The organism is uncultured Porticoccus sp., assembly GCF_913061305.1.
Lineage (GTDB): Bacteria > Pseudomonadota > Gammaproteobacteria > Pseudomonadales > Porticoccaceae > Porticoccus.
This window is the reverse complement of the sequence record NZ_CAJXST010000004.1, coordinates 111,984-125,946: the sequence shown is the minus strand read 5'-3', so window position 1 is coordinate 125,946 and position 13,963 is coordinate 111,984. Positions and strand designations below refer to the sequence as shown.

Genomic DNA, 13,963 nt, shown 5'->3' with positions numbered 1-13,963 from the left:
CATACGGTCAGTGGGGTCTGGCGGGGGAAGGACTTTGACAGGGCTGCCATTGCAAATCGTCGGGCGTCAGCTGCTCAGACTGTAGCAGGCGGTAAAAATCGGGCCTTGGCATGCAGATTTCCACCAGCATGCTGCCATTTTCCGACTGGGACTCTGCAAGTACCGCTTTGCGCTCGTACAACATGGCACGCAAACGGCCCATAGTGGGCGTCAACCGGTAGGTTTCGTGGACAATATCGTTGCTCAGCAATGCTGCTATCGCTTGAGACAAAAGATCAAAACCCCGACCGGTTTGAGCCGAAAGCCAGACGGCTACCGGCTTGCCCGTCTCATCAAGCTCCAGGCGCGGCGCGGAGTTTTCCAACAAATCAATTTTGTTGTAGACCATTAAAGTCGGCAGTTCCAGAGCGTCTATCTCGTCCAGCACTTCATTCACTCGCGCGATGTTGGTCGACCGTTCATCGCTGTACGCATCGACCACGTGCAACAGCAAAGATGCACTCGCTGCTTCTTCCAGGGTCGCCCGAAAAGCTTCGACCAGTTTGTGGGGTAGATGACTGATAAAACCCACTGTGTCCGCAAGCACAACCGGACCAAAGCCATTGATATCAAGACGGCGCATGGTGGGATCAAGCGTGGCAAAAAGCTGATTGGCAGCATAGACTTCCGCATTCGCCAGCCGATTGAATAGTGTGGACTTTCCCGCATTGGTATAGCCCACCAGCGATATGGTCGGCATCTCTGCTCTCAACCGCGAACGGCGACCCTGATCTCGCTGTCGACGAACCTTGTCCAGACGACCGAGAATGGAGGTAATTCTATTGCGCAACAAACGACGGTCTGTTTCCAGCTGGGTTTCACCCGGCCCCCTCAGTCCAATACCACCTTTCTGTCGCTCCAGGTGAGTCCAACCGCGAACCAGCCGGGTAGACATATGCTGCAACTGCGCAAGCTCTACCTGCAACTTACCTTCGTGGGTGCGCGCCCGCTGGGCAAAAATGTCGAGAATCAGACCGGTGCGATCAAGTACTCTGCATTTCAGTGCAGCCTCGAGATTGCGCTCCTGGCTGGGGGAAAGATTGTGGTTAAAAATAACCAACTCCGCGCAGGTTTCATTGACAAGCGCCGCCAACTCATCCAGCTTCCCCGTGCCCACAAAGTACTTGGGATGGGGGGCATTGCGCTGCCCCGCCACTAGGGCAACTGGATCACCACCAGCGGAGAGCACCAGTTCTTCGAACTCTCTGGGATCTTCAGGCTCATTTTCAGTGCCAAGAATCAAATGCACCAGAATAGCGGTTTCACCGGATTCAGGGCGATCAAAAAACAATCAGCACTCCACTCACTCAGGGGTATCCATCGAGTCATCTGCGGCCATCGGCAGGCGCACCGGCCGTGAGGGAACAATCGTGGAAATCGCGTGTTTGTAGACCATTTGGCTGACTGTATTTTTCAACAACACGACAAATTGATCAAATGATTCAACCTGACCCTGCAGTTTGATGCCATTGACCAAAAAGATAGAGACAGGAATACGCTCTTTGCGCAATACATTCAAAAAAGGGTCTTGTAGATTATGCCCTTTTGACATTGTTATTCTCCTCAACAAAGGAATAAAAAAACGCCGAAAAACAAAGACTTAAAACAAAATACACTCGGCGAAACCAGCGTCCATACTAAAGCAGATTCATCATACTATCGGCCTTGCTTTTTGTATATGGGTCTCGTTTCAAGGATTTTCAAGCACTCCGAAAGCAAATACGGCATCTTTTCTGGTTGCCCAGCTTCTGAATCAATAAAAACCTGCTCCAATGCCGGCCAGCTGCGCAACCAGGTCAGTTGTCGTTTGGCTAATTGACGAGTGGCCGCCTGGGCCATTTTTACCATGGTTGGATAATCGATCTCTCCCGACAGGTATTGCCACATCTGTCGGTAACCCACGGCGCGCATTGACGGTAGATCGGGATGCAAGTCACCACGCTGGTAGAGCGCTCTGACTTCCTCTTCAAAGCCCTGCGCCAGCATTTTCTCAAGTCGTTGGGCAATACGCTGGTGAAGCAGCGCCCGACAATGGGGGAAGAGCCCAATCTGAATCAACTGGTACTGCCGGGTAATGGGATCAATCTCACTGCCTGTGCTGGCCTGCTCGCGCTTGAATTGTGAGAGGGTTTTACCGGTAGTGCGATAAACTTCAAGTGCCCGCTGAATGCGGCGAGAATGATTGGGGTGCAGCAGTTTTGCTGTTTCAGGATCTACGGCTGCCAACAACTCGTGCATAAAAGGCCAGCCTCGCCGAGCGGCCTCATCTTCAATCTCGGCACGAATGGCGGGGGCTGCGGGCGGCATATTGCCCAACCCGTCGAGCAGCGCCTTGAAATACAGCATGGTGCCACCCACCAGCAAGGGAATTCGCCCCGCAGCACTGATCTCTGTCATAGCCTGACGGGCATCCCGTGCAAACTCAGCCGCCGAATACGCTTCAGACGGATCTCTAATGTCGATCAAGCAGTGCGGCACCGCCGCCAATTGATCTGCTGGAGGTTTGGCAGAGCCAATATCCATACCCCGGTAGACCAGCGCGGAGTCCACACTGATTAACTCCACCGGCAGGTGCTCTCGCAAGGCGATGGCCAGATCCGTTTTACCTGTGGCCGTTGGCCCCATCAGAAAAATCGCTGGCGGTAGCGCTTCAATCATTTACATCACACCGCATACCAAATGGGAGGACCTGACGAATATCCGCCAGCGAGAGCAGCTGCATCAACAGGCGATCGACACCGAGCGCAACTCCTGCACATGCAGGCAAACCCGCTTTCATGGCAGCCAGAAGTTGATGGTCAATCGGCATGGCTGACTTTCCGGCCGCTGCCCGCAAAGCCAGATCTGACTCAAAACGGGAGCGCTGCTCTACAGCATCTGTCAGCTCATAGTAACCGTTGGCCAGCTCCATCCTGTTCAGAAAAGCTTCAAAGCGTCGCGCCACGGGAACACCGGAGGCGTCCTTGCCACCACAAGCCAAAGCGGCCTGACACAGGGGATAGTCATAAACAAACACCAGCCCATCGGGCAGTGTCGGCTCGACGCCAAGACTGAACAGAAGGTCGAGGCAGCTGTTTCGACTGACCGCTGTAAAGTCGCTTCCCGAAAGTGCTGTTGCCTCCCGCTGCAGCGCCTCCAGGGGTGCCGCATGAGGGTCCAGCCCGATGTTCTGCTGAAAAATCTCACGGTAGGACACCTTGACGGGGTCGGTCACTACTCCCAGCTCACTCAATAATGAGGACACCTCGTCCATCAGGTCGTGCTCATCCCAACCGGGCCGGTACCACTCGAGGAGCGTGAACTCGGGGCTGTGACGCCGACCAGACTCGCCATCCCGGAAGGCCTTCCCCAAATAATAAATACCGCCACTGTCGGCGGCGAGCAGGCGCTTCATTTGATATTCGGGGGAGCTTTGCAGGTAGTGGCGTCGACCATTCAGCTCTGCCGGAATCGAATCGATATTGAGATCTGTGACACCGGTTTTCGCCAACACCGGCACATCCACTTCCCAAACACTGCGAAGTGCAAAGAAGTGGCGTATGGCCGCCATCAGCTCAGCACGGCGGCGAAGCGTTTCAAGTGTCGCCGTCGGTTGCCAGTCAGCCATTCCACCTCCTCAGCATCTGTACGCCCTGTCTATCGATGTTTGCCAAAGCCGACAACGTCAACAGCAGAAGGGGTGGCCAACGCCACCCCTTTACTATTCACTGACGCGCCGAAAACCGGGCAATCAGGCTCTACTGAGATACTCCCCGGTGCGGGTATCCACCCGCACAACATCGCCAATATTGAGGAATAAAGGCACTTTGACCACAGCACCGGTTACCAGCTTGGCAGGCTTGGTACCACCCTGGGCAGTATCCCCCTTGAGGCCAGGATCTGTCTCGACAATTTCCAGCTCCACATGATTGGGCGGCGTCACTGCCAAGGGCTGACCATTGAACAGGGTAACCATCACGGTATCCTGCTCCCTCAGCCACTGCACGGCATCGCCGAGGGTTTTGCCATCTGCCTGATACTGTTCAAAGGTATCTGGCTCCATGAAATGATAGTGCTCGCCATCATTGTAGAGATACTGCATGTCGCGGTCCGACACATCAGCGGCCTCCAGCGAATCACTGGAGCGAAAAGTCCGCTCCCAGACCCGACCCGTTTTCAGGTTCCGCAAACGAACCCGGTTAAATGCCTGGCCCTTGCCCGGCTTGACAAATTCGTTCTCCACAATGGAACAGGGGTCGCCATCCAGCATGACTTTCAGACCGGCGCGAATTTCGTTGGTAGAATAGGTAGCCATTATTGCCTCAACACTCAGTAAAACTTCCCGGAAAAAAGAGAGCGCTATGATACCCGGTTCTGCGACGAGTTTGGATAGCCCTGGCTGGCAAGAACAATTGACAGCCAGTATTCGCCACCCCAAAGAGCTTTTTGACTTTCTGGAACTGGATGGGACACACCTCCGAGAGGCGCTGGCCGCCCACAGCGATTTTCAGGTGCGGGCACCCCAGGCCTATTTGAATCGAATCAGAAAAGGCGATCCAAATGACCCCCTGCTTCGACAAATTCTGCCGGTTGGCGAGGAGTTGCTGGCTGTACCCGGTTACAGCAAGGACCCTCTGGCAGAACAGCAGGCCAACCCAGTACCGGGGTTGATTCACAAATACCATGGCCGACTTTTGCTGGTCGTCAGCCCAAACTGTGCAATCAACTGCCGCTATTGTTTCCGCCGCCACTTTCCCTACCAGGAAAACAGGCCGGCGCGGTCGGAATGGCAAAATGCGCTGGACTACATTGCCAGAGACGAGTCCATCAGCGAAGTCATCTATAGTGGCGGCGACCCACTTGTGACCAGTGATAACCAATTGCGATGGCTCACCGAGCAGGTCGCCGGCATCAGTCATGTCAAACGATTGAGAATCCACACCCGCCTGCCGGTGGTCATTCCTGACCGGATCACCGACAGCTGTCTGCAATGGCTGACGGGGACGCGCCTACGAACTTCGATGGTGATTCACAGCAACCACCCCAATGAGCTGGATGATTCAGTTGGGGCAAGTTTGCTGGCACTGAAAGCCGCCGGTATCACGGTACTGAATCAGTCCGTGCTGTTGGCCGGAATTAATGATGACCCCGACACGCTGACACAGTTATCCGAGCGCCTGTTTGAGTTCGGCACCCTGCCCTATTACCTGCATCAGCTGGACAAGATCAGCGGAGCAGCCCATTTTGAGGTCTCTGATGAAACGGCTCACAAGTTGCACCGTCACTTGCTGGCCAGACTTCCCGGCTACCTTGTGCCAAAACTGGTCAGGGAAATCCCCGATGCACCGAGCAAGGTACCATTAACATAAGGTACCGCAGTCATGATGTCGCACTGGTCACTATTTCGCTTTACTCCCCTTTTTTGCCCATAATGTGGCACGGCTCGCATTTTAGCCCCAACACAAAAACGGCGGACCGGGATTGGTTGTGTGTTCCTCGGCCTCCATTACCCTATAATGCAGCAGTTCAATAAAAACACACTTTGCACCATTCGGGAGCCCAGCCTAAATGATCCCAGACAGCGCCCTGAAACTTCTACTGGTCCACGACAGCTTTGAAGAGGCTAACCGTATCGTCAGCTTGCTGCGCAACGCCAACTACCGCGCTGAATCAAAGCATGTCAATCAGGAAGAGGTGCTATCAAAACTGCTGCAGGAAAAGCCCTGGGATATGATTATTGGTCAATATCAGGGCGAAAACACACCCATTAAATCCATCTTTTCCCTCATCAGACGTTTTGACCTGGACACCCCCGTTATTCTGATTTCGGAGCAGTACAACGCTGCAGAAATTGTCGAGGGGTTGCGCCTCGGCGCGGCCGATGTATTGCCAATGGATGAAGACCAGCAGTTACTGCTGGTGGTCGCAAGAACACTGTTCAACCTTGAACAACGACGCCTGCTACGCCAATTCAGGCGTCGCTATGCCGATGCAGAAAACCGTTGCGAAAGACTGCTGGGCTCCTCGGTTGATGCCATCGCGATTATTCAGGAAGGCACTTATCTATTCACCAATGACAGTTTTGCCCAGCTGTTTGGCCATCTGGAAAGTGACAGTATGCTTTGCCTCCCGGTGATTGACACGATTGCACCAGAGGATCATGCACGCCTGAAGGAGTATCTCCGACCCATCGACAAGGACGAAGAGATCCCGATGGAAACCCTGCGCTTTACCGGCATCACCAACGACGAAATACCGATTCCGATCGAGGCCAGAATAGCCAAAGTGGATTATCAGGGCGAACCGGCTTTGGAGCTGGTCATCAGCAGACAGTTTCTGGATGGCCAAGGAAGTGCTAACGACGATGAAGGCGCCGAGCCCTCCGGGGCAATGAATATTCAGCGCGACAAGGTCATCGAGCTGATCAACAACGCCATTCGTCTCGCCGCGCAAAAGCATAGCTCTTCAGTCCTGCTCTATATCACGCTGGATCGCTACAGTAGTATTCTGGCCGAAATCGGCATACAAAAAACCGAAGAGCTGGTCTCACAACTGGTGGACAAGATCAGGGATACAGCAAGCCAGAATGTCAGCCTTATGCGTTTCAAGGAAGATACGCTGGTGATGATTATGCCCAATACAGGAACCGATGCAGCACTGATGTTTGCCAACCAACTGTGCGAAACCGTAGGCAAGCATATTTTTCAGCTGGATGAGCAGACCTTTACCTTGACCCTGGGTATCGGGGCATCCGTTATCAGCGAAACCGTTGCCACGGCAGAGGGCTGTATCGAGAAAGCCCTCTCGGCACTCACCGAACTGCACCAAAAAAACAATGGAGACTTCGCCAACGGTGCCAACCTTTATCAATCGGAAATCGGCCCCGAATACTGTGAGGAAGATGTCGAGGAAACCGCCAGAGCCATGCTGGAAGACAAGCTCTTCGAGCTGCTCTACCAACCCGTCATCCCGCTACAGGGCAAACAGGAACAATTTTACGAGGTCTTTATCCACACCAAGCCGGAAGCCGACGAAAAAGCCCTGCCGGACAACTTTATTGCCAAGGTCTTTAAAACCGATGCGGCCAGAGATATTGACCACTGGGTAATTCTGGAATCATTCAAAGCACTTTCAGAAAAACTGAAGAGCGCACCAACCACGCGTCTTTTCATCAACATTTGCAGCCATACCCTGACTGACGAGAGCTTTATCCCCTGGCTGAAAGTGGCGCTGAAAGCATCCGGGCTATACCCCAAAAACGTTATCTTCCAGTTGCGTGAAATCGACGTCGCCCGCCAGTACCACCGCTCTGTAGAACTGATTGAAGAACTGAGCAAAATCAATGGCGATGTGGCGTTATCGCACTTCGGACTGGCCATTGAGCCAATGAAATTATTGCAAAACCTGTCAGTCAATTACATCAAGTTTGATAGCGTCATCATTGAAAAGGCTTACCAGAACGATGAAAGCCTGACCGAGCTCAAGAGCCTGATCAGTTCGCTGAAAATCGAAAATGAACAAATTATTGTCCCCTTTGTCGAGCGGGCAGACATGATACCCACACTGTGGACCTGCGGGGTTCACTATATTCAAGGCCACTTCCTGCAGCCGCCGTCTCAACGTATGAACTACGATTTCAGCAACGATGACAGTTAATTAGCCCAAGGGCAATTGCTCGTGTTGCCAGAGCAGCGTATCCCGGTCACTCAGCCCCATCAGGTAAAGTATGCCATCCAGACCCAGCTTCGAGATTGACTGCTTGGCGGTGGCTTTTACCAGGGGTTTCGCCCGAAAGGCGATCCCCAGCCCGGCGATACTGAGCATCGGCAAATCATTGGCACCATCGCCAACGGCAATCACCTGCTCCAGACTGATATTTTCACGGGCAGCAATTTCGCGTAACAGTTGTGCCTTGCGCTGACCATCAACCACTTCACCACACACCCGGCCAGTCACCTGGCCATCCACAACCTCAAGATGATTGGCATAAATGTAATCGATACCAAGCTGCTCCTGAATATGCCGTGCAAAATAATCGAAGCCCCCGGACAAAATAGCCGTTCTATAGCCTAACAGACGTAGCGTAGACATCAGGTTTTCAGCGCCTTCCGTTAGCTTCAATCGTGCAGCCACCGCCGCCAGCACTGACTCATCCAGCCCCCGCAGTAACCACATGCGCTCAGCGAAGCTCGCCTTGAAGTCCAGTTCACCGCGCATCGCAGCATCGGTTATGGCCGCCACCTGATCGCCGACTCCCGCCTCCTTGGCCAGCTCATCAATAACCTCTGCCTCAATGAGCGTCGAGTCCATGTCAAAGACGACCAACCGGCGGTTGCGGCGATAAATGTTGTCTTCCTGATAGGCGACGTCGATATCCAGCTCAGCAGATAACTCCAGCAGGGAGGCACGCAACGCCGTCAGATCCACCGGAACACCCCGCAGTGAAAACTCCACACAGGCCTTGGTATTGGCCTCAATACGCTCCAGCGGCACCCGCCCGGACAGGCGGGTGATTTTATCAATGTTCAGACCCTGCTCTACGGTCACCGCTGTCACTCTCGCAATGTGATGGGCGGCAACCCGACGGGCAAGCAGAGTGACAATATGGCGTGGCTTGCCCTGCTGGTCCACCCAGTGCTGGTAACTCGATTCGGAGATAGGCTGAAAGCGCACCCGCATATCCATGGCATGAAGGCTGAAGAGAACTTCCTTCTGCACCAAAGCCGACTGCTGGCCGTCCGGAATCATGACCAGAATGCCAAGATTGAGATTATCGTGGATCACCGCCTGACCAATATCCAGAATGTCCGCGCCGTGTTCGTCGAGTACCCGGGAGACAGCGCTGGTAATACCCGGCTTGTCCTCTCCGGCAACATTGATCAATAAAATTTCTCTCACAGTGGCTTCCATTTTTGGTGGGGATCATCACAACCTTAATCGGCGTGAGTATTATAGGAGAGCAGCGAATGAGATAGAATGAGCAATAGCCAATCACAGGGATATGTCACCAGCATGGGCCACACCAAACGATCTTTTGCCAAATTTCTGCCCCTCGCTGCGCTCATTTTTTCAGTGCTCACCGGTCTTGCACTGGGACTTACCCATAGCCAGCAGATGAGCGCGCTGACATCACAACAGAAAAGCCACCTCGGCAATATACTGGCCGGACAACTCGCAAAAGTGATCCGGGAGCCCCTGATCCATCGGGACAGTCTGAGCCTGCAAGTGGAACTGGACGACATGCTTGCCATTACCGGCGTCAGACAGGCCGCCGTTTACGACATTGAAAACCAGCTAATTGCCAGAGCCGGCGATAATGTCCGACGCTCGATGGACATCAGCCGCTATCGCACGCCCGTCAGCGTTGATAACAGCACAATCGGATTTGTGTCGGTCATTCTGCAGCCCGATTACTATGCAGCACAGACAACCACTGCCACGCGAATACTACTGTTGCTATGGGCTTTGCTGGCCGCCATCCTGGTTTTTGTCGCTTTCCGGTTTGGCAGCAGCCTCTCAACCAGATTAACGATATTAATTGAACAACTACCGGGCAGCGAAACCCGCGAAGGGGATGAACTGACGCAGCTTGAATGCCGAATAGACCCCCTTCTGCGCAAACCCGGTACCGCATCCGACCCGCTATTCGAACAATCCGTGACAACCGTTGCGATCGCCTGTCGCAACCTCCCCCGCCTGGAAGCACTGCTAAACCAGGAACATTTTAAAACACTCATGGTGAAGCTGGATCAGCTGGTCGAAGGTGCAGAACGCCTCTACGGGGCAACACGTTTGCCGGGAAGCGACTACCATATTTATCTGGAGTTTGCCGAGGGTGAAAACGACCAGCTGCCCCGGGCGATTCATTGTGCTGCTGCACTGCTCCGCCTCAGTTCGCAATTGCTGGACAAACAGGGCATCGCGGTTGAGCTGAGCGCCGCAGTTTCTCCGGGCCGGCAACAGACCTCGCCCTCAATTCTGCTGAGCGAGCGCGAACTCGGCAAGCGCCTTGCCGGGATGCGGAGCCTGCTGGATAAAGCCGCGACGGGCGAAATTCTGCTGGCTGAACACGCCCATCTTGAACAGGCAGCTCTGGATGATATCGATCTCTCGCCGCTGGCCGAAGGGAGCGCTGTATACCGAATTAACCATTTGGGTGAACACAGTGAGGCTCGCCTCAAGCGGCAACTGATGATATTGGGGGAACAACTCAATCCCCTCTAAACCTATTCGGGCTGTTTCGCTTAAGGCGGGCAACGATAACGAATACAGCCAGGCAACACTCGCCTACTGGCGGGGTGACTGAAATGTAAGTGATCCATGTAGCCTCTCTAAGGCATATTACCGGGTGTAAAAAAGATCCCGGGGACCGTTCGAACTATCTCAATCTTGCCGCATTGGCGACGTCACTGAAAACAATCGTTTTTCCGACCGGAGCCAGGGCAATGCCGGCCAGTTTCAGGTGCTGAATCCCGAATGGAATACCGATGATGGTGAGAAAAAGCGCCAACGCTACCATGATATGGGCAACCGCCAACCAGAATCCCGCCAGCAGAAACCAGATCACATTGCCGAGCAGGCCCAGCAAACCTGTGCCAATATCTTCCCGCTGGCGGAGTTCGCTGCGACTGATCGCCTCACGGCCAAAGGGCCACATCGTAAATTGGCCAATCACCAGACAGGATCTACCCCAGGGAATCCCGATAATCGTGATAAAGGCGAGCAGGCCGATCAACCACCAGGCAAGCCCCATCACCAGACCGCCGAGCACAAACCACAGAATATTTCCGATTGTCCGGATCATAGGCTAGCGCCCCCTTAAAAAAAGTCGATCCAGCGCATCCAGTGACATCTGCGTCCAGGTGGGTCGGCCATGGTTACACTGACCACTGCGCTCTGTGGCCTCCATATCGCGCAACAGGGCATTCATTTCGGTAATACTCAGTTTGCGGTTGGCCCGTACCGAGGAATGGCAGGCCATCGTCGACATGATCTCATCCAGATGCTGCCGAATACGATCACTGCTACCGTGCTTCAGGAGATCAGACAGCACGTCTCTCACTAGCGGCTCGACATCGGCATCGCGGAGCATGGCGGGCACCCGCCGCACAATCAGGCTTTCCGGACCGGCTCTCTGCAGTAAAAAACCCAGATTTTCAAACAGCGCCGAGTGCTCATCTGCCCCGTCCGCCTCTGACTGGCTTACCGCCAGGGTAATCGGCACCAACAAGGGCTGGGAGACAAGCGCCTGAGCGTCAAAGGCCTGCTTCATGCGCTCATAGGTAATTCGCTCATGGGCCGCATGCATATCGACCAGTACCAGCCCCTCTGCATTCTCGGCCAGAATATAAATTCCCTTCAGTTGGGCGATAGCGTAACCCAAAGGGGGGGAGGAGCCGTCCGATTCGGATTCAGGATGTAGCTGCTTGTCCTGCCACTCAGTCCCGGGAGCGTAGGCGGTCATGGGCTCTGCCACCTCGCTGGTCCCGAACGTTTGCTGTGCCGAAAAGCCCATTGCCGATTGTTCAACCGGTGTGCGCCAATGGGGCTCACTGGGCGTTTGCTCAGTGATGGCAACCTGTGCAGCCGGGGTATCACCGGGCCGGATATCCGCGATCGCACGGTGCAGGCTGCGAAACAGGAAATCGTGTACTGTCCGACTGTCGCGAAAACGCACCTCGTGCTTGGTGGGGTGCACATTGACATCAATCTCTGCGGGATTCGCCTCCAGATAGAGGACAAACGCCGGGTGGCGTCCCTGGTACATCACATCCCGATAGGCCTGACGCACCGCATGGGTGACCAGCTTATCGCGGATACTGCGACCATTGACGTAGAAGTACTGAAGATCCCCCTGACTGCGCGAGAACGTTGGCAAGCCCACCCAACCCCAGAGTCGCAAACCGGCGGCCTCTAGGTCAAGATAGAGCGCATTTTCCATAAACGCCGGGCCGCAAATAGCGGCCACCCGTCGTTCCTGCTCTGCCTGACTGGTGGTGGCGCGGAAATGGTGTACGGCCTTGCCGTTATTGTGCAGGGTAAAATCGATCTCGAAATGACTCAGGGCCAGCTTGCGGAGGACTTCGTCAATCCGCTTGTACTCGGTGGCCTCGGTCCGCAGAAACTTGCGCCGGGCCGGGGTATTAAAGAACAGGTCGCGGACCTCAACCGTGGTGCCCCGTGGATGGGCGACCGGGGCCAGGTTCACGGCCATATCGCGACCTTCGGCCTCGGCTTTCCAACCCGGGCCGTTCTCCTGGTCATTGGTGGCAATAGCCAGCCGTGACACAGAGGAAATACTGGCCAAAGCCTCGCCGCGAAAACCCAGAGTCGCGACCGATTCAAGATCATCAAGCTGTTCAATTTTACTGGTGGCGTGCCGACTGAGCGCCAACGGCAAGTCATCTGACGCAATCCCGGAACCGTTATCACGCACTCTCATCAGTTTGACGCCGCCCCGCTCCACATCGATGTCAATGCGACTGGCACCACTGTCGATACTGTTTTCCAGCAACTCCTTGATCACAGAGGCCGGGCGTTCAACCACTTCGCCGGCAGCTATCTGATTGGCTAGCCGGGGACTGAGCAGGTGTATTTTGGGCATGAAACGATTCTTATGAAGAAGGAATTTTAAGGCGTTGACCAATGTTGATACGGGTATTGGTCAGTCCGTTGTGCCGGAGCAATGCATCGACGGAAATATTGTACTTCAGGGCGATATCGGACAGCGTATCACCCCTCGCAATCACATGGACATTCCCGCCCATCGACTTTCTCGCGGCCAGCAGCGTCCCCGAGGGCGGCGCTTTGCTGAAATGCTGGTGAATCCCGCTATATATCGATCTGGCTATTTTTCGCTGGTAATCACGGGTACTTAGTAACCGCGCCTCATGGGGATTGGAAATAAATCCGGTTTCCACCAGAATTGAAGGAATATCGGGTGATTTAAGCACCATAAAACCCGCCTGCTCCACACGCTTTTTATGCAGCCGGGCAACCCCCCCCATGTATTTCAGCACTTCTGTCCCGGCATCCAGACTGCTGCTGAGGGTCGCGGTCATCGACAGATCGAGCAATACGCTGGCCAGCATATGGTCCTTGTCGTCAAGGCTCACCGAACCGGCACCGCCGATCAAATCTGCACGATTTTCCTTACTGGCCAGATAGCGGGCCGTTTCACTGGTAGCACCCCGCCGGGACAGGGCAAACACAGAGGCACCGTTGGCCGAAGGTTTGGTGAAGGCGTCCGCGTGGATTGAAATAAACATGTCCGCACGTTGTTCGTGGGCGATGCGCGTCCGTTCCCGCAGTGCAATATAGTAATCACCATCCCTGACCAGCCGGGCCTTAAAACCCGGCGTTTGATCAAATAACCTTTTCAGCTCGCGACTGACCGCCATCACTACATCTTTTTCACGAATGCCGTTGGGGCCCGAGGCTCCCGGGTCTTCCCCGCCGTGGCCGGCATCAATCGAGATGATCACATCCCGCTGCCCCTGGGGCGGTGGCTTGGCAGATTCAGCTGCGGTGGTGCGAGCCTCTTCTTTTTCACGATCGTAGAGGTCCAGGACCAATCGATGGCCATATTGCTCGTTCTTCAGCAGCGTGAAACTGCGCGGCTTCACCGAGGCGCTCAGATCCAGCACAATTCGCAGATGATGCTGTTCATGCACACCACTGCGAATCCCCACAATCGGTGAAGTGGAGAGATCCAACCCGGTAAACGCAGTTTTCAGCGTGGTCTGATCAATATCAACCACCAGCCTGCGGGGGTTATCAAGCTCAAAAACAGTGTGATTGACCGGTCCGCTGACATCAAAAACCAGTCGCGTGTGATCAGGGGCGCGCCACAGCCGAACGCCATCCACCGTGGCCGCGGCCAGAGGCTGACAGACACCAGCCATCAGCAGCAGAACAGATACGATGATTCGCGTTTTTAACAAAA

The 13,963-nt window shown here is 54.5% G+C and carries 12 protein-coding genes; 3 read left to right on the top strand and 9 right to left on the bottom strand.

Annotated elements, in window-relative coordinates; all coding sequences use genetic code 11:
• Window positions 1–7: 7 nt before the first annotated feature.
• The 5 genes from hflX to efp all read right to left on the bottom strand — a co-directional run bounded on the left by hflX (window position 8) and on the right by efp (window position 4,333).
• Window positions 8–1,330 carry a ribosome rescue GTPase HflX gene (hflX, locus tag QZ516_RS06035; protein WP_297187559.1) on the bottom strand — a complete coding sequence of 441 codons (1,323 nt, stop codon included), beginning with the start codon at window positions 1,328–1,330 and terminating at the stop codon, window positions 8–10.
• A gap of 12 nt (window positions 1,331–1,342) precedes the next feature.
• Window positions 1,343–1,591, bottom strand: coding sequence for an RNA chaperone Hfq (gene hfq, locus QZ516_RS06030; protein ID WP_297187557.1), 249 nt, complete (start codon window positions 1,589–1,591; stop codon window positions 1,343–1,345).
• 104 nt (window positions 1,592–1,695) lie between these two features.
• Entirely contained in the window at window positions 1,696–2,697 is a 1,002-nt protein-coding gene (gene miaA / locus QZ516_RS06025; protein ID WP_297187555.1) for a tRNA (adenosine(37)-N6)-dimethylallyltransferase MiaA, read from the bottom strand.
• Complete coding sequence (epmA, locus tag QZ516_RS06020; protein ID WP_297187553.1) at window positions 2,690–3,646, bottom strand: EF-P lysine aminoacylase EpmA; 957 nt, start codon at window positions 3,644–3,646, stop codon at window positions 2,690–2,692. The genes miaA and epmA overlap by 8 nt, the downstream gene beginning before the upstream one ends.
• A 123-nt stretch (window positions 3,647–3,769) precedes the next feature.
• Entirely contained in the window at window positions 3,770–4,333 is a 564-nt protein-coding gene (efp, locus tag QZ516_RS06015; RefSeq protein ID WP_036858418.1) for an elongation factor P, read from the bottom strand.
• Window positions 4,334–4,379: 46 nt separating this feature from the next.
• Here efp and epmB point away from each other — a divergent pair, with 46 nt between their 5' ends.
• Both epmB and QZ516_RS06005 read left to right on the top strand, forming a co-directional pair.
• Window positions 4,380–5,387, top strand: coding sequence for an EF-P beta-lysylation protein EpmB (gene epmB / locus QZ516_RS06010; protein ID WP_297187551.1), 1,008 nt, complete (start codon window positions 4,380–4,382; stop codon window positions 5,385–5,387).
• A gap of 199 nt (window positions 5,388–5,586) precedes the next feature.
• A complete protein-coding gene (locus tag QZ516_RS06005) occupies window positions 5,587–7,674 on the top strand; it encodes an EAL domain-containing protein (protein WP_297187550.1) in 2,088 nt (695 codons plus the stop codon).
• Here QZ516_RS06005 and serB read toward each other — a convergent pair whose 3' ends face one another.
• On the bottom strand, window positions 7,675–8,916 hold the full coding sequence (serB, locus tag QZ516_RS06000) for a phosphoserine phosphatase SerB (RefSeq protein ID WP_297187549.1): 1,242 nt from the start codon (window positions 8,914–8,916) through the stop codon (window positions 7,675–7,677). It lies immediately after the preceding gene.
• Window positions 8,917–8,994: 78 nt separating this feature from the next.
• Between serB and QZ516_RS05995 the strand changes: the two genes are divergently transcribed.
• Window positions 8,995–10,242 carry a hypothetical protein gene (locus QZ516_RS05995; RefSeq protein ID WP_297187547.1) on the top strand — a complete coding sequence of 416 codons (1,248 nt, stop codon included), beginning with the start codon at window positions 8,995–8,997 and terminating at the stop codon, window positions 10,240–10,242.
• 154 nt (window positions 10,243–10,396) lie between these two features.
• On the opposite strand, the gene QZ516_RS05990 is transcribed toward QZ516_RS05995, so the two are convergent.
• From QZ516_RS05990 to QZ516_RS05980, 3 genes are read right to left on the bottom strand one after another with little or no spacing between them, the layout of a single operon-like run.
• On the bottom strand, window positions 10,397–10,822 hold the full coding sequence (locus QZ516_RS05990; RefSeq protein ID WP_297187545.1) for a YccF domain-containing protein: 426 nt from the start codon (window positions 10,820–10,822) through the stop codon (window positions 10,397–10,399).
• Window positions 10,823–10,825: 3 nt separating this feature from the next.
• Window positions 10,826–12,622, bottom strand: coding sequence for a DNA mismatch repair endonuclease MutL (mutL, locus tag QZ516_RS05985; protein WP_297187543.1), 1,797 nt, complete (start codon window positions 12,620–12,622; stop codon window positions 10,826–10,828).
• Window positions 12,623–12,632: 10 nt separating this feature from the next.
• Window positions 12,633–13,961, bottom strand: a complete 1,329-nt coding sequence (locus QZ516_RS05980) for an N-acetylmuramoyl-L-alanine amidase (protein WP_297187541.1) — start codon at window positions 13,959–13,961, stop codon at window positions 12,633–12,635.
• Window positions 13,962–13,963: the final 2 nt, after the last annotated feature.

Bases quoted from the DNA above. Each gene is read 5' to 3' on its own strand.
- hfq (WP_297187557.1), bottom strand. From the start codon at position 1,591: ATGTCAAAAGGGCATAATCTACAAGACCCTTTTTTGAATGTATTGCGC.
- miaA (WP_297187555.1), bottom strand. From the start codon at position 2,697: ATGATTGAAGCGCTACCGCCAGCGATTTTTCTGATGGGGCCAACGGCC.
- epmA (WP_297187553.1), bottom strand. From the start codon at position 3,646: ATGGCTGACTGGCAACCGACGGCGACACTTGAAACGCTTCGCCGCCGT.
- efp (WP_036858418.1), bottom strand. From the start codon at position 4,333: ATGGCTACCTATTCTACCAACGAAATTCGCGCCGGTCTGAAAGTCATG.
- epmB (WP_297187551.1), top strand. From the start codon at position 4,380: ATGATACCCGGTTCTGCGACGAGTTTGGATAGCCCTGGCTGGCAAGAA.
- QZ516_RS06005 (WP_297187550.1), top strand. From the start codon at position 5,587: ATGATCCCAGACAGCGCCCTGAAACTTCTACTGGTCCACGACAGCTTT.
- QZ516_RS05995 (WP_297187547.1), top strand. From the start codon at position 8,995: ATGAGCAATAGCCAATCACAGGGATATGTCACCAGCATGGGCCACACC.
- QZ516_RS05990 (WP_297187545.1), bottom strand. From the start codon at position 10,822: ATGATCCGGACAATCGGAAATATTCTGTGGTTTGTGCTCGGCGGTCTG.
- mutL (WP_297187543.1), bottom strand. From the start codon at position 12,622: ATGCCCAAAATACACCTGCTCAGTCCCCGGCTAGCCAATCAGATAGCT.